At 68.5% G+C, this 14,830-nt stretch carries 14 protein-coding genes; 8 read left to right on the top strand and 6 right to left on the bottom strand.

The window, feature by feature from the left end; translation table 11 throughout:
* Positions 1-30 precede the first annotated feature (30 nt).
* Positions 31-1,233: a cytochrome P450 gene (locus P2L57_RS12505; RefSeq protein WP_275812794.1), complete on the bottom strand. Its 1,203-nt coding sequence runs from the start codon at positions 1,231-1,233 to the stop codon at positions 31-33.
* Positions 1,234-1,276: 43 nt separating this feature from the next.
* On the bottom strand, positions 1,277-2,425 hold the full coding sequence (locus P2L57_RS12500) for an acyltransferase family protein (protein ID WP_275812791.1): 1,149 nt from the start codon (positions 2,423-2,425) through the stop codon (positions 1,277-1,279).
* Between the two features lie 359 nt (positions 2,426-2,784).
* Here P2L57_RS12500 and P2L57_RS12495 point away from each other — a divergent pair, with 359 nt between their 5' ends.
* The 4 genes from P2L57_RS12495 (at position 2,785) to P2L57_RS12480 (ending at position 6,869) form a co-directional block, all read left to right on the top strand.
* A complete protein-coding gene (locus P2L57_RS12495) occupies positions 2,785-3,717 on the top strand; it encodes a nitroreductase/quinone reductase family protein (protein ID WP_275812788.1) in 933 nt (310 codons plus the stop codon).
* Between the two features lie 188 nt (positions 3,718-3,905).
* Entirely contained in the window at positions 3,906-4,892 is a 987-nt protein-coding gene (locus P2L57_RS12490; RefSeq protein ID WP_275812785.1) for an aromatase/cyclase, read from the top strand.
* A complete protein-coding gene (locus P2L57_RS12485) occupies positions 4,885-6,090 on the top strand; it encodes a serine hydrolase domain-containing protein (RefSeq protein ID WP_275812782.1) in 1,206 nt (401 codons plus the stop codon). The genes P2L57_RS12490 and P2L57_RS12485 overlap by 8 nt, the downstream gene beginning before the upstream one ends.
* Positions 6,084-6,869 carry an SDR family NAD(P)-dependent oxidoreductase gene (locus tag P2L57_RS12480; protein WP_372515692.1) on the top strand — a complete coding sequence of 262 codons (786 nt, stop codon included), beginning with the start codon at positions 6,084-6,086 and terminating at the stop codon, positions 6,867-6,869. Before P2L57_RS12485 ends, P2L57_RS12480 begins: the two co-directional genes overlap by 7 nt.
* 71 nt (positions 6,870-6,940) lie before the next feature.
* On the opposite strand, the gene fabD is transcribed toward P2L57_RS12480, so the two are convergent.
* Entirely contained in the window at positions 6,941-7,894 is a 954-nt protein-coding gene (gene fabD / locus P2L57_RS12475; protein ID WP_275812776.1) for an ACP S-malonyltransferase, read from the bottom strand.
* Between the two features lie 174 nt (positions 7,895-8,068).
* Here fabD and P2L57_RS12470 point away from each other — a divergent pair, with 174 nt between their 5' ends.
* Entirely contained in the window at positions 8,069-9,052 is a 984-nt protein-coding gene (locus P2L57_RS12470) for a twin-arginine translocation signal domain-containing protein (protein ID WP_275812773.1), read from the top strand.
* A gap of 72 nt (positions 9,053-9,124) precedes the next feature.
* A complete protein-coding gene (locus P2L57_RS12465) occupies positions 9,125-9,871 on the top strand; it encodes an FkbM family methyltransferase (protein WP_275812770.1) in 747 nt (248 codons plus the stop codon).
* Here P2L57_RS12465 and P2L57_RS12460 read toward each other — a convergent pair.
* The gene (locus P2L57_RS12460) at positions 9,847-11,112 is read right to left on the bottom strand and encodes a nucleotide disphospho-sugar-binding domain-containing protein (protein WP_275812767.1); all 1,266 of its coding nucleotides are present in this window, start codon (positions 11,110-11,112) and stop codon (positions 9,847-9,849) included. The genes P2L57_RS12465 and P2L57_RS12460 overlap by 25 nt on opposite strands.
* A gap of 220 nt (positions 11,113-11,332) precedes the next feature.
* Here P2L57_RS12460 and P2L57_RS12455 point away from each other — a divergent pair, with 220 nt between their 5' ends.
* Both P2L57_RS12455 and P2L57_RS12450 read left to right on the top strand, forming a co-directional pair.
* Complete coding sequence (locus P2L57_RS12455) at positions 11,333-11,926, top strand: dTDP-4-dehydrorhamnose 3,5-epimerase family protein (RefSeq protein WP_275812763.1); 594 nt, start codon at positions 11,333-11,335, stop codon at positions 11,924-11,926.
* Positions 11,923-12,849, top strand: coding sequence for an NAD-dependent epimerase/dehydratase family protein (locus P2L57_RS12450; protein WP_275812760.1), 927 nt, complete (start codon positions 11,923-11,925; stop codon positions 12,847-12,849). Before P2L57_RS12455 ends, P2L57_RS12450 begins: the two co-directional genes overlap by 4 nt.
* A 66-nt stretch (positions 12,850-12,915) precedes the next feature.
* On the opposite strand, the gene P2L57_RS12445 is transcribed toward P2L57_RS12450, so the two are convergent.
* Together P2L57_RS12445 and P2L57_RS12440 are read right to left on the bottom strand one after the other, a co-directional pair.
* Positions 12,916-13,842, bottom strand: coding sequence for an MBL fold metallo-hydrolase (locus tag P2L57_RS12445; protein ID WP_275812757.1), 927 nt, complete (start codon positions 13,840-13,842; stop codon positions 12,916-12,918).
* 50 nt (positions 13,843-13,892) lie between these two features.
* The gene (locus P2L57_RS12440) at positions 13,893-14,726 is read right to left on the bottom strand and encodes an AfsR/SARP family transcriptional regulator (RefSeq protein ID WP_308292457.1); all 834 of its coding nucleotides are present in this window, start codon (positions 14,724-14,726) and stop codon (positions 13,893-13,895) included.
* Positions 14,727-14,830 lie beyond the last annotated feature (104 nt).

Raw genomic sequence — 14,830 nt, 5'->3', positions numbered from 1 at the left:
CACGCCGTTTCGCGTTCCGGCCGGTCGGCGTTACCAGGCCACCGGGAGGCGACGTGGGCCGCGGATCAGCGCCGTCTCCTCGCGCCATACGATGTCGGCTTGCCGCACACCGAGGTGCAGCTCGGGGAACTCGCGCAGGAGCGTCCCGAGAGCGGTCCGGATCTCCGTCCTGGCCAGCTGGGCACCGAGGCAGAAGTGCGGGCCGTACCCGAAGGCCAGGTGCGGATTGTGGCTCCGGTCGAGGTCGAGCAGCTGCGGATTGGTGAACACCGCACCGTCGAAGTTGGCCGAGACCATCGCCGGGAATACCGCCTCCCCCTTGCGCACGGTGGTATCGCCCAGCTCCACGTCCTCAGTGGCGATCCTTGGCAGTGACTCGCTGCCGCCCAGCGGCACGTGCCGCAGCAGCTCCTCCACAGCGGTGTCAAGCCGCTCCGGACGCTCCACCAGTCCAGACCAGATTCCTTCGGTGAGCAGCGTGTAGACGAAGTTGGCGATGGCATTGGCCGTGGTCTCGTGACCGGCGGCCAGGATGGTGACGCCGAGGCTGACCAGTTCCTCCTCGGTCAGACGTCCCTCGTCCTCGTCACGGGCTGCGATGAGTTGGGAGAGCAGGTCGTCCTGCGGCTTGGCGCGGTGGCGGGCAACGTGCTCGGTGAGGTAGGCGGTGAGCGAGACCGCGGCCTGCCGGACCTCCTCGGCCGCCACGCCCGTGCCGCTGAAGAGCAGCTCCGAGAAGCGCTCGAAGAGGTGTCGGTCGGCAGCCGGTACGCCGAGCATCTCGCAGATCACCGTGATCGGCAGCGGCATCGAGAACGACTCGACCAGGTCAACGTGCGGGCCGGCCGCGCGCATGCCCGCGACCAGTTCACCGGCCAACTCCTCGATGCGGGGCCGCCACAGCTCCACGTTGCGGCGGGAGAACGCCCCCGAGACCAGTCGCCGCAGCCGGGAGTGTTCCGGCGGGTCGAGGGAAAGGATGTCTCCGCCTGGGTTGAGCCACTCCTTGGTCCGCGGGATATCGGCCTGTACCGTGGCGGCCCGGGAGAACCGGGGGTCTCCGAGCACGGTCCTGACCTCGGTCTGCCTGGTCACCAGCCAGCCCTCACCGCCGTACGGCAGTGCCACCCGTTGCACCGGGCACTTGGCTCGCAGCTCCGCGAACTCCGTTGGAACCTCCAGCTGGCGGCCGTCCGGGAACGGGTAGGTCATCGCCTGGTCTGGCTTCGTCACGAGTACTCCTCCCTACTGTTGTGGCCTCGGCCGTGGTGGACGGTCAGGCGGCTGCCGGAGCGACGGCCCGCTGCTTCTTACGCGGGGCGGAGAAGCGGCGCATCAGCGGCCGTTCGACCCCGAGGAACAAGAGCACGCCCAGCAGCTGGGTGACCGCGAACAGCACCACCACGATGAGCACACCCGTGCCCACCCCGAACTGCTTCCCCTCGCCGACCATGTGCCGGGCCAGCGCCAGCAGTGGGAAGTGCACCAGATAGGCGGCGTAGGAGGAATTGCCCAGCAGCACGACGAACCTGTTGCTCAGCCAACTCGGCTTGTCCGCCAGGTCGCGGGCCGCGATGCCGGCGACGATCAGGCAGAGGCCGATCGTGAGCAGGCCGCTGATCCGGAAGGTCTCGGGGAGCTGGAACATCAGCGCGGTCAGTCCGGCGGAGAGCGCCACCCCCCACCACACCATGAACCGCGGCAGGCGCCCGGTCTGCAGGATTCGGGCGAGGAAGACGCCGAGGAGGAACTCGGGCATCCGGGCGAGCGGGAAGAAGTCGGTGAAGTAGTCCTGGTTCCAGGACATGTTCTGACCCGGCGCCAGCGGACCGGTGAGGAAGTAGTGCGTGGCGGTGGGAATCGCGACGATCACCACGGCGCATCCCGCGAACCAGGCCCAGAGCCGGTTGTCGGCGATGCGCAGGATCGGGCGGATGAGCAGGGGCAGCGCCAGGTAGAACACGACCTCGACGGAGACGGACCAGTTCACGCCGTACACGCTGAAGACGTAGGGCATCTTGGGCGTCCAGTCCTGCACCAAGAAGAGGTTGGCGATCGCCGGGCCCGGCCTGGTCTGGTCCAGCGAACCGAGAAGCGACATCGGCCCCACGAACAGCAGCATCAGCAGGGTGCTGCCCCAGACGATCACGTGTCCGGGGTAGATCTTGACGACGCGTCGCCGCCAGAACCGGAGCACCGTGCTCTGCCACGGCTCACCCCAGGTGAGCACGAATCCGCTGAGCACGAAGAAGGTGGACAGCGCCGCTGTGCCGTAGGGGAGGTACGTGCCCGCCTGGTTGATCGAGTTGGTCGCGAAGAAATAGCCAGCGCCGAGGGCGTGGGTGACGAATACGGCAACGAACAGGATGGCGCGATAGCCGGTCAGCGACGGAAGCTGACGGATCGGTGGAGAAGTGTTGGCCATGTTCCGGCTCCTCGGACAGTGCGGGAGTGGGCCTCCCGACGCGGGACGGGGCCGAAAGTAAGAGCGCGCACTAGGGCCTGACTTGAGTTCCGCAGCCATAGATCCCCGGACTCCGGCTGCCGATCTTGCCCTGCGCTGACGGTCCGCGTTACAGTTTCAGTGAGCCCCGTATGGGCCTACGTATGGAGGTAGCGGCTACTCAGCCACCACGGAGATCGGCACGTCCGTCTCTCGCAGCTTTGTCAGCCCCTGAAGCGGGGGTTACTGCGCCCACTCCACCGCGTAGGCATGCGGGTATTTTTGTGCCGATTTCCTGTGCCGCCGCCCTCCTTTCCGGAAGCGAATCCGAAAGGAAGTGCATGAGCAAGGAGCAAGCCGAGAACTGGTCCGGCTTCGACGTCAACGCTTTCCAGCGCCGGGTCATCGCCGAGTTCCGCGCGAACAACGGCAAGATGACGGGGATGTTCGAGGGCTGGTCGTTGGCCGTGCTGACGACCATCGGTGCCAAGACCGGGCTGCCCCGGGAGAACCCCCTCGGATACCTGGAGTTCGACGGGAAGGGCGTCGTCGTCGCCTCCGCGAACGGCTCCGACCGCCATCCCGCCTGGTACCACAACATCCGTAAGAACCCCATCGTGACGGTCGAGACCGGCGAGGACACCTACCGGGCCATCGCCGCCATCCCACAAGGCGCCGAGCGTGACAGGCTCTTCGAGCGGGTGGTGGCCGAGGCGCCCGGATACGGCGACTACCAGGCCAAGACCACCCGTGAGATCCCGGTCGTCGTGCTGCACCGGATCGACGCCAAGCCCGGTCAGGAGCGGGTGAAGGGCATGGGTGACTGGATCGTCGAGGTGCACGACTGGCTGCGCAAGGAGCTCGATGCGCTACGTGCCCAGATGGACAAGGTGATCGACGGCACCGCGGAGACCATTGAGCGGACGCCGCCGGACCTCGCCCAGCAGATGCGCACCCACTGCCTCACCTTCTGCGGAGCGCTACGTCGGCACCACACCGGTGAGGACATGGCCGTCTTCCCGTCGCTGGCCGAGCAGTTCCCCGCACTCGCTCCGGCGCTCGCTCAACTCGGCGAGCAGCACAAGGTGGTGGCGCAGCTTCAGGACTCGATCCAGGCGCTCGTCGAGGGCTTCGTCCCAGGGGAGTCCGACCCGGTGCGGCTGCGCGCCGAGCTCGAGCAACTGGCCGGCCAGCTGGAGTCCCACTTCGAGTTCGAAGAGCAAACCGTGGTGACGGCACTGAACGCCACGGCCGAGGCGCCGCCGTTCGCCTGATCCCGCACGGTGGAGGGTGCCGGTCACGGTTGGCGGCCGACCGCCCTCCACCGTCCCCCGTTCGTGAGCGCTTGAGCTGTCCTCTAGTGCCCGCTGCCAGCCTCCCCACCGGGAAGCCGCAGCAGATCGGCGCGGCCATCAACTGCGGCCGTGCGTTCGATCGCCGCGCCCCGGAGGAGAGGAAAACGATGAGCAGCATCCCCGGCGGTGGCCAGCACCGCACGCCGACCGCGAGGGGCGGGCAGCCGGAACTGCGGCGCACCGAGCACCTCAGGTACTCGATGGCGTCGGCCCAGACCCTCTACGAGCTGGCTGCCGACGTCACGCGCTGGCCCGCCATCTTCGGGCCGAGCGTCTACGCCCAGCACCTGGGACGCGGCCAGAGCACCGAGCGGTTCCGGCTGTGGGCCCAGGTGAACGGCGAGGTGAAGTCCTGGGTCTCCCGGCGCGAACTCGACCCTGACGCGCTGTGGATCCGCTTCGACCAGGAGGAGAGTGCCTCTCCCATCGCGAGCATGGGCGGCGAGTGGCACTTCCGGCCGTTGCCCGACGGCGGGACCGAGATCGTGCTGCTCCACGAGTTCACCGCCGTCGACGACGCCCCGGAGACGATCAGCTGGATCACCTCGGCACTTGACCGCAACAGCGCGGTGGAGCTTGAGGCACTCACGCGCATCGCCGAACTGGGACACCCGATCGACGAGTTGGTTTTCTCCTTCACGGACACGGTGGCCCTGAAGAGGTCGGCCGCCGAGGTCTACGACTTCCTCCACCGCTCGGACCTGTGGCCGCAGCGGCTGCCGCACGTGCAGCGCGTGGTGCTGAAGGAGGACGAGCCCAACATCCAGGACATGGTGATGGAGACGGTCACTGCGGACGGCTCCACGCACAGCACCCACTCGGTGCGGGTGTGCGTGCCCGGGCAGCTGATCGTCTACAAGCAGCTGATGCCGCCGAGGCTGCTCTTCGGCCACAGCGGACGATGGGAGCTGGCTGGGGCGGGCGACGAGGTGCTCGTGACTGCGGAGCACACCGTCGCGATCAATCCGGTGGCCGTTGCTGAGGTGTTGGGAGCCGGGAAGACGCTCGCCGACGCACGGGAGTACATCCGCACCGCGTTGGGCCGCAACAGCCGCAGCACGCTCGCCCACGCCGGGAAGCCGGCTCATGAGTGAGAGCAGCGCGGTCCCGCGGGGCGGCTCCTGGGACAGCGCCTTCGCTGAGGTGGCGCGGGTCTTCCATGGCCACTTCGCCGCCGGTGAGGAGATAGGCGCCGCCGTGTGCGTCTACCACCGCGGCAGGCCTGTGGTGGACCTCTGGGGCGGCTTCGCCGATCCCGATCGGACCGACCCGTGGCGGCCGTCGTCCCTGGGAGTGCTTGCCTCGCCGACCAAGGCCTTGGTCTCCAGTGCGGCGCTGCTCCTGGTGGACCGCGGCGTACTGGAGCTGGACCGGCCGATCGCCGACCACTGGCCGGAGTTCGCCGCGCACGGCAAGGAGAAGATCACGCTGCGGATGGTGATGAGCCACCGCTCCGGCGTGGTCTGCCTGGACCACGACCCGATCACCGCGGACTACATGCACCGGCACACTCCGATCGCCGAGGCCCTCGCCGTGGCGCGGCCGGAGTGGGAGCCGGACACCGCGCACGGCTACCACGCCGTGACCTACGGGTACCTGGTCAGTGAACTGGTCCGCAGGCGAACCGGCCGTACGGTCGGCGCGTTCTTCGCCGACGAGATCGCCACGCCGCTGGGCCTCGACTGCTACATCGGCCTTCCTGACCTGGGCGCGGTACACCTGGCCACCATGATCCAGTCCAAGGCCGAGGACGTGATGTCGGGGGGTGACCCCGGCGATGCCATCGCGATGCTGGTCGAGCTCGGCAACCCCGGCTCGCTCACTCACCGCTCGACGGTCGCCAGCATGGCCCTCTACCCGGAACCGGACCTGGTGGCGGAGGACCCCTCCTACGGAGGCTGGGCCAGTGCCCAGTCCCTGGCCCGGCTGTATGCCGCGCTTCTCGGTGAGGTAGACGGCTTCCGGCTGGTCAGCCCGGAGACCTCCGCGCAGATCGGCCGGGTGCACGCGCAGGGCCCGTGCCGCATCACCATGATGTCCACCGCCTGGGGGCTGGGGTTCATGCTGCCCGACAGTCCGACCTTCCCGGCCTCAGCCGGGCTGACCACCGCGTTCGGCTTCGACGGCGCCAACGGCACGTTCACCTTCGCCGATCCGCGGTACGACCTCGCCTTCGCCTACGTCCAGAACTCCGGCTCCCGGGAACTGGGCAGCATCGACGACCGCGCCTACCGGCTGGTCCAAGCCGTCTACTCGAGCGTCGAGCGGCGCTCACCTAAGGAGCAATCATGACCGCGACCCCACCGGTGGCCCTGGTGACCGGCGCCACCAGCGGAATCGGACTGGAGATCACCCGGCGCCTGGCCCGGGACGGTGCTCGGGTCTACCTGTGCGCCCGACGTGAGGAGGTCCTGGCACAGACCGTCAAGTCCCTTCAGGACGAGGGTCTCGACGTCGACGGGCAGGCCTGCGACGTGACCTCGCGCGAGGACGTCCGCTCGTACGTCCGGGCCGCCATGGAGCGGTTCGGGCCGGTGGACATCCTGGTGAACAACGCGGGCCGTTCCGGCGGCGGGATCACCAAGGAGATCCCTGACGAGCTGTGGCTGGACGTGATCAACACCAATCTGAACAGCGTCTTCCTGGTGACCAAGGAGGTTCTCAACAACGGCGGCATACTGGACCGCGGTTGGGGACGGATCATCAACATCGCCTCCACGGGCGGCAAGCAGGGGGTCGTTAACGGTGCCCCGTACTCGGCCGCCAAGCACGGCGTGGTGGGGTTCAGCAAAGCACTCGGCCTGGAGCTGGCAAAGACAGGTGTGACAGTGAACGCGGTGTGCCCGGGCTTCGTCGAGACGCCGATGGCCGAGCGAGTGCGAGAGGTCTACTCCGGACTGTGGAAGGTCTCGGCCGACGAGGTGCACGAGCGGGTGAGCGCCCGGGTGCCGATCGGCCGCTACGTCGTGCCCGAGGAGGTGGCCGCAATGGTGGCCTATCTGGTTGGCCCTGGCAGTGACGCGGTGACCGCCCAAGCGCTGAACGTCTGCGGCGGCTTGGGCAACTACTGACCGGCCGTTAGCGAAGGGGCGTTCCACCGGTTCTGGTCCGGGGAACGCCCCTTCGCCGTGGGGGCAGCGGGTCAACGACCCCGGTCGGCCAGGGAGGCCAGGGTGAGATCCAGCTGTTCCTCGTTGTCGGTCCGGTGGGTGGCCACCCCTGGAGTGATCCGGCGGCAGAGGCCACCGAGGACCTTGCCAGGACCCACCTCCACCAGGCGACCCGCGCCTTCGGCCGCCAACCGCAGCGCCGTGCCGGTCCAGTTGACCCGCCCGGTGAGCTGACGGCGCAGGCAGGCGCGAGCCTCGGCTCCGTCGGTCACCGGCGCCGCGCTGAAGCTGGAGACCACCGGGATCACCGGATCGCGGAACTCCACCTCCTCCAAGGCCGCGGCGAACTCGTCCTCGATGCCGCCGAGGAGCGTGCAGTGCGCAGCGCCGCCGATCTCCAACACCACGACGCGGTCGGCGCCCGCCTGCCAGACCAGTTCGGCGAGCGCGTCCACCCCAGCCGTCTGGCCGGAGATCACCACCTGGGTGAAGTCGTTGTGGTTGGCCACCTCCACGACCTCCCCGGAAGCGGCGGCGGCCTTGGCGCACATCTCCTCCACGGTCGCCAGGTCGAGGCCGACCACCGCCGCCATCTTGCCCGGCACCCGCTCGTTGGCCGACATCATCAGCTCACCGCGTAGCCTGACGAGCCGGAGGGCGTCGGTCCAGTCGAGGACGTCAGCGCAGACCAGGGCGCTGAACTCGCCGAGGCTGTGCCCGGCCGCGAGGTCCGGGACTATGCCGTGCGCGCGCAGCACCTCCAGCGCCACCACGCTGGTCAACACCACGGCGGGCTGGGTGACCGGCATCTGCCGCAGCTCCTGGGCCGGGCCCTGCCAGCAGAGTCGGGACAACTCGAACCCGAGCAACTCGTCGGCGCGGTGGTAGTACGCCTGGGTCAGTTTCGGCCAACGCCGTATCAGATCGAGCCCCATGCCGACTCGTTGCGAGCCTTGACCGGGGAAGAGGAAGGCGGTCCTGTCCATTGCAGACACTCACTCTCGGCTGGTGGCAAGGATTCACAGTTTCCCGAGGCGGGCTACACCACGGCTTGAACCCCGCTTCAGCCCGCGACAGGGCCGCTCAAGCCGTTCTCCGGCCCGGTCTGCGACCGTGCGGCCACCGCCCTGTGGCGGTCGATTCGGAGGAGGAGAAGCGGCATGCAGAAGAAGGCGCTGACCCGTCGGGGTTTCCTCGGCCTAGGGGCAGCTGTGGGCGGCGCGGCGGTGGTCGGTGCCGCGGCGACCCCGACATGGGCGGCAGAACACCACCGGCAGACGCAGTGGCCGACCACCCTGAATCTGCCCGACGGCCTCCACCCGGACGCCTTGGCGATCGGCAGGCTCCCCTTCGCCTTTTTCGGTTCGCTGCTCACCGCCGCGATCTACCGGGCCAACCTCGCCACCGGCCAGGGGGAGTTCATCTTCCAGGGCCTCGGCTCGGGCCACAACGCGATCGGGCTCGGTCTGGACCGCTTCGGGCGGCTGTTCATCGGAGGCGGCTGGGGACGGACCATCACCGTCATGGACGGCCTGACCGGGGCCGTTCTCAAGACGTACGAGGGGCTGGGGACCGCCAGCACCTGCGTCAACCTCGCAACCGTCACGCCGGAGGCGGCGTGGTTCACCGACGGTTTCAACGGGGTGCTGTTCGGCGTGCCGTTCGGCCCGGGTGGCACACTGCCCGAGCAGGACGGGATCGTCACGCTGCCGTTGACCGGCGAGTGGCAGCAGAGCCAGAACCACTGGCAGATCACTGGGGCCGGGATCGCGGCGAGCCCCGACGGCCGGGCCCTGCTGGTCATCAACCAGTACGTCGACGGCGGCACCCTGTTCCGGGTCGACCCCCGGACCGGCGACGCCCGCCGGGTCCCCGTCGGCGGTGCGAAGTTCCCCACCACCAATGGGATCGCCGTCAGCGACCGCACGATGTACGCGCCGTCCCAGACGGACCTCGCGGTTGTCCGGCTCTCTCCGGACGGCGCCAGCGGCGACCTTGTCCGCCGTATCACCGACCCGCGTTTCGACACGCCGAGCGCAGTCGCGCCCTACCGCGACCGGCTGTACCTGACCAACTCGCGGTTCCCGCTTCCGCCGACGCCGACCACGGCGTACAACGCGGTCGCCGTCCCCCGGCCCGAGTAGCCCAGGAGGGAGCCCGGCCCCGGCCGGGCTCCTCGTCTCTCCCGGAAAGCACCGCCCCGAGAAAGGGATCGCATGGCCGACGACGGCATCCAACTGATCAATCTGGCTGAGGGGTTCTGGTGCTACACCGACGACGAGGCCACCGCACGCTTCGGCTACCGGGAGATCTTCGAGGACGACAGCTACTGCTTCGACCTCTCGCAAGCGCCCGTCGTGGTCGACGTCGGAGCGGGCATCGGACTGTTCAGCCTCTTCGTCAAGCGCAGGTATCCGCAGGCGCGGGTGATCGCCTTCGAGCCGGTGCCGGGCAACGTCCGGCTGCTGCGGCGCAACCTGGCGCTGCACGGCTTCGCGGACGACGTCGTGGTCCGCCAGTCCTGCATGGGTGCGCAGCCGGCCGCTGCTGCGGGCTTCACGCACGTCCCGAGGCTCGCTGGGAACTCCACCCTCCATCCCGAGGAACTGGTCGCGCAGCAGCGGCTGATGGCGCGCCACGTGGGTGAGGAAAAGGCGGCAGCGCTCTTCGCGACCGCGCGCATCACCGTCGAGGTGGAACCATTCTCGCAGGCCCTCGGCCGGATCGCCCCGACCGGCCGGATCGACCTGGTGAAGGTCGACGTCGAGGGGGCCGAGCTGGATGTCCTCCACGGCATCGCCGAGGACGACTGGCCCAGGATCGGCGCACTGCTGATCGAGGTGGGCGGCGAACGGGACGCCGTGGAACGGCTCCTGCGGGAGCGCGGACTGAGCGTCCGCAGCGCCCGCGCTCCCTACATGTGGCCGGAACTCGGTATCTACAACGTCAGCGCGCGACGCTGATCACGGTGCTGGGCGGTGAGCGCCTCCAGCCTCCGGACCACCTCGTCCGGGCTCGGCATGGAACGCATCTGTGCGTGCAACTGCTCCGCGCCGGCCCGGAACGCGGGCTCTGAAACCAGCCGCTCCACTCCCTGCCGTAGTGACTCGACGGTGAGCTCCTTCGGTTCGAGCATGAGCCCGGCGCCGCTGTCCGCGACGTACTGCGCGGTGCTCACCTCGCCCCACATCGCCAACGGCGTGACCAGCTGCGGCACCCGGTGCGCTACGGCCGCGGCGAAGGTCCCGCCTCCGCCGTGGTGAATCAGGGCCGAGCAGTTGGGCAACAGGTAGTTCAGCGGCACGTACTCCACGAGCCGTACGTTCTCCGGTACCTCGCGCACGGTGGCCAACTGCTCTGCGTGAAGCGTCGCCACCAGCTCGATGTCCAGCCCGGACAGAGCGGCGACGATGTCCGCGAAGGAGACCCCGGCCTCGCGGAAGAGCTGTCGGCCACGGCCCCCCATGCCCAGTGACAGGCACACCCGGGGGCGCTCCGGTCGCTTGTGCGCCCAGGCGGGGGGAGTCCGATTGCCGTTGTAGGGGACCCGCCGGATCGGCTCGTACGAGAGGTCAATCGGCAGCCGAAGCGGCGCTGGTGCGGTGTCGATGGACCACTGGCCGAGCACCAGCTCCTCGCGGTAGGCGAGACCGTACGGCTCCAGCATCGGCCGCATCAAGGCGGTCACCGGGTCCTCCTCCAGCCCGGCGTTCTGCTGCGCCAGCCGCTCGCGCGACCGCGCGTGCAGCCAGCCGATGTTGTCCTGGCCCCACAGAAACCGCGCCTGCGCGGCTCCGGTGACCGTGGCGGCCACGGCGGCCGGCACGCAGAAGGGATCCCACAGCACCAGATCCGGCAGCCAGGTCTGACAGAAGTCCACGAGATCTTCCAGCATCGGCGAGAACCCGGCCAGCATCCGGGTCATGCCGGCCCACTTGTGGACCCAGCCGTCGTCGTGCGCGGCATCCACCGACAGGAAGTCGGTGAGTGTGTCCAGCTTCTCGAAGTTGTCGTTCCACTCAATGACCTCGGTGAGTGCCGCGCCGACCGGGACCGGGGCAAGCCCGGCCTCGGTCACCAGATGCGCCGCACCGGGATGGATGGCGACGCGCACCTCGTGTCCGGCGTTCTGCAACGCCCAGGCCAACGGGACTATGGGATGCACATGCGCCGTCGCAGGGAAAGCGCAGAATAGGACACGCATCGAATAAGTTTCCTCTCGCCGGCACAGTTCCGGAGACAAACCGTGCCTGAGCTGGTTGGAAAAATACTCGAAAGGCGAACAGGAACCACTCGACCGTCAACTGCGAATCACTTGAGAGGGAATGACTCGCTATCATTTCCCGTACCGCACGCGGTGATTCTCTGGCAGCATCGGTACGAAGTCTCTCACCAGCCATCGGCCAACAGTCAAGGAATGCGTCATGCATGTGCGCGAGCTCGCCGTACCGGGAAGTTACGAATTCACCCCGGAGCTCTTTCCCGACAGGCGTGGGGTGTTCGTGTCACCGATGCAGGGCTCCCTCTTCCGGTCCCGCATCGGCCACGAATTCCACGTGGCCCAGACCAACCTCAGCCATTCGTCCCGCGGGGTGCTGCGTGGCATTCACTTCACCACGGCACCGCCCGGACAGGCCAAGTACGTCTACTGCGCCCATGGGCGGGCGCTCGACTTCGTCGTGGACATACGCGTCGGCTCGCCCACGTTCGGTAAGTGGGACTGCGTCGAGCTCGACGCCCAATCGTTCCGCGCCGTCTACCTGCCGATCGGGGTCGGTCACACCTTCCTGGCGCTGGAGGACGACACCATGATGTCCTACCTGATGTCGACCAGCTACGTACCGGAGCTGGAGCAGGCGATCGACCCGTTCGACCCCACGCTCGCCCTGCCCTGGCCAAAGGAGATCGAGTTCATCGTCTCCGACCGGGACCGCGTCGCGATGAGCCTGAACGAGGCTCTGGAAAAGGGACTGCTCCCGAAATACGAGGAGTGCGTTGACCAGCAGGTGGGGGCATGACGCCGCCCCGGCCCAGGCGAGTGGCGGTGCTGGGCGGCACCGGCTCGGTGGGCAGGCACGTCTGCGCCACCTTCGCTGCGCAGGGCCACGAGGTGATCGTTGTCGCCCGCAAGCCGGCGCCGCACGCGGCGCCGTACCGCTTCGTGCCGCTCGACCTGGTCGCGACCGGCGGCGCCGAGCTGGCAGCGTTCCTCACCCGCCAGGGCATCGACACGGTTGTCGACGCCTTCACCGGTTGGGGCCCGACCGACGCGGAGATGCGACTGCTGAACGTCCGGCCCGTCGAACACGTCGTCGACGCACTGCGCCGGCTGCCGAACCGTCCGCGTCTGGTGCACGTCGGCACGCTGCACGAGTACGGTCCGGTGCCCGAGGGGAGTGCGATCCACGAGGAGTTGCCGCCCGCGCCGGACAGCCTTTACGCGCGCGTGAAGCTCGCCGCCTCCGAGACGGTGCTCGATGCCGCAGGGCCGGACGGGGTCGATGGTGTGGTCGTCCGGCTGGCCAACACCCTTGGCCCGTACCCCGCCGCGGAGACGTTTCTGGGCTCGCTGGCCCGGCGCCTGCACGACACCGACCTGTCCGCCGGGATCGAGCTGACCATCTCCGACGCGCGACGGGACTACGTCGACGTCCGGGACGCGGCAGAGGCGATCGTGCGCGCGGCGCTGCTCCCCGAGGCGCCGCACCTGCTGAACATCGGCAGTGGCACCGCCGTCGGTGTCCGAACCCTGGTAGGGGAGTTGCTGCGGGCGGCTGGCCTCCCCGCTGACACCGTCAGGGAGACCGGCGGTGTGGTGCACAGCCACGGCGGTGACTGGACCAGAGCCGACATATCCCTGGCCACCTCGGTGCTGGGCTGGCGGCCACGGTTCACCGTGGCCGAGTCCATGACGGCGATGTGGGACAGCCTCGGTGCGTGACGCGCTCGACCGACAGGGACAGGGCCCTCGCTGGTGAGCGAGGGCCCTGTCCCTGTCGCGGACAGCTCAGGCGCAGCAGGTCAGCGATCCGCCGTGGTAGTCCATCATCTCGCCGAAGATGACGCCCATCTCCTTGAGCAGGACACCGAAGTCGAATTCGGCCTCCGGGGCGCGTCGCTCGGCGTAGGCGCGATGCAGGTTGGCCACCAGCCGCTCCGGCTCACCGAGCTCCGCGAACTGGCCGAGCCCGGCCTCGCGTGCCACCGCAAGCGGTGCCAGGCCCGCGGCGATCCCTTCTGCGGCCAGCTGCTGCACCCACCGCAGGTACGCTTCCGCCACATCGAAGACCTCGGGCCCCGCCACCGGGCCGTGCCCGGTCACCACGGTCGTGGCACCGAGGCCGCGCAGCTGCTGGATCGCGTTCAGCGAACCGGAGATCGAGCCGAGCGGTACGAACGGAGTGAACCCGGACATCACGATGTCGCCGGTAAACAGCACTTTCCGCTCCGGAATCCAGACAACGGTGTCGTTGGCGGTGTGCGCCAGCCCGAAGTGCAGGAGTTCAGCGGTCAACTCACCGACATGCAGCGTCAACCGGTCCTGGTAGGTGACCGTGGGCAACCTCACCTCGACGTCGCCCCACGCCACATCCGGCCAGAGCTCGGTCAGGTGCAGCCCGGCCCGGGCCATCTCGTGACGGGCGTTGACGTGGGCGATCACGGTGGCCTCGGGGAAGAGGAAGTTCCCGAAGGTGTGGTCACCGTGGGAGTGCGTGTTGACCAGGGCGAACGGAGCCGGACGGCCGCCGGCGAGCACCTGCTGGCGAAGACGGCGGGTACGCGCCTCCGTCGCGGCGGTGTCGATCACTGCGACCGATGCGCCGGATGCGACGAGACCGGCGTTGTTGACACACCAACCGCCTTCCGGCTGGAGGTAGGCGAAGACATCGGCGGCCACCTCCTGCAGAACTGGCTCTTTGGTTGCTGAGGACACGAAAGCCTCCTTGACGTAACGGGGGGGACCGGCACTAACGGCCACGCGGTTCAGGCCAGGTCGTAGGCGGCGAGCGGCAGATCCGGGACGTTCGACAGCACCGCCTGGTGGAGTCGTTGCAACCGACTGGAGGGTTCGACGCCGAGCTCGCCGATCAAGATCTGCCGGAGGTTGCGGAAGACCTGCAGCGCCCGCCAAGGCGCGCCCGAGCGCTGCAGCGCGATCATCAACATGGCGCAGAAGTTCTCGTGCATCGGGCACTGGGCGACGAGCATCCGCAGCTCGGGGATCAGCATGGCGTGCCTGCCCAACTGCAAGTCGGCGATGATCCGCAGCTCCTGGGCCCGCATCCGGGCCTCCTCCATGCCCATCGCCTCCATCTCCAGGACCTGTCCGGCAGGCACGTCCATCAGAGCCGACCCGCTCCACAACTCCAGTGCGCGGCCCAGCTGGCGGGAGGCGGTCTCCGCGTCCCCGGCTGCAAGGGCGGCGTCGCCCTCGACCGTCAGCCGCTCGAACTCACGCAGGTCGTACGCGCTCGGTGTGATGGCCAGTTGGTAGCCGTTGAAGTGGGTGACCAGTAGATCCTTCGCGCTCAGCTGGCATCCAGCCGGGAGGGACCTGGCGATGAGCTTGCGCAGTTGCAGGATGTAGGTCTGGAGCGTCGTGGTACCGCTGCGCGGCACCTTGTCGCCCCAGATCTCCTCCATAAGCGTCGACACCGGCACGACTCGCCCGCAGCGCAGGGCCAACAGGGTGAGGACCTGCTTCGGCTTACCCGCGGTGGGGACGATGGACTGGTCGCCGATCCGGACTCTGACCGGCCCCAACACGTGGATTTCCATCGTCTGCTCGTCCGGCGCACTGACAGGCTGCGGCGCCACTGCGTTCTGAATAATTTCAATTCCCCCTAGGAAGCCGCTGCAGGGTGCACACAGCGGATCGATTCCATTGCTATTCAGATGTGATGTCTGGAGCTGTCCAAGCG

The sequence above is a fragment of the Streptantibioticus ferralitis genome (assembly GCF_029223525.1).
Taxonomy (GTDB): Bacteria; Actinomycetota; Actinomycetes; order Streptomycetales; family Streptomycetaceae; genus Streptantibioticus_A; species Streptantibioticus_A ferralitis.
Note: the sequence above shows the minus strand (reverse complement) of the source record. Positions and strands in the feature narration are given on the sequence as shown.

Bases quoted from the DNA above. Each gene is read 5' to 3' on its own strand.
- P2L57_RS12470 (WP_275812773.1), top strand. From the start codon at position 8,069: ATGCAGAAGAAGGCGCTGACCCGTCGGGGTTTCCTCGGCCTAGGGGCA.
- P2L57_RS12485 (WP_275812782.1), top strand. From the start codon at position 4,885: ATGAGTGAGAGCAGCGCGGTCCCGCGGGGCGGCTCCTGGGACAGCGCC.
- P2L57_RS12490 (WP_275812785.1), top strand. From the start codon at position 3,906: ATGAGCAGCATCCCCGGCGGTGGCCAGCACCGCACGCCGACCGCGAGG.
- P2L57_RS12450 (WP_275812760.1), top strand. From the start codon at position 11,923: ATGACGCCGCCCCGGCCCAGGCGAGTGGCGGTGCTGGGCGGCACCGGC.
- P2L57_RS12455 (WP_275812763.1), top strand. From the start codon at position 11,333: ATGCATGTGCGCGAGCTCGCCGTACCGGGAAGTTACGAATTCACCCCG.
- P2L57_RS12465 (WP_275812770.1), top strand. From the start codon at position 9,125: ATGGCCGACGACGGCATCCAACTGATCAATCTGGCTGAGGGGTTCTGG.
- fabD (WP_275812776.1), bottom strand. From the start codon at position 7,894: ATGGACAGGACCGCCTTCCTCTTCCCCGGTCAAGGCTCGCAACGAGTC.
- P2L57_RS12460 (WP_275812767.1), bottom strand. From the start codon at position 11,112: ATGCGTGTCCTATTCTGCGCTTTCCCTGCGACGGCGCATGTGCATCCC.
- P2L57_RS12495 (WP_275812788.1), top strand. From the start codon at position 2,785: ATGAGCAAGGAGCAAGCCGAGAACTGGTCCGGCTTCGACGTCAACGCT.
- P2L57_RS12500 (WP_275812791.1), bottom strand. From the start codon at position 2,425: ATGGCCAACACTTCTCCACCGATCCGTCAGCTTCCGTCGCTGACCGGC.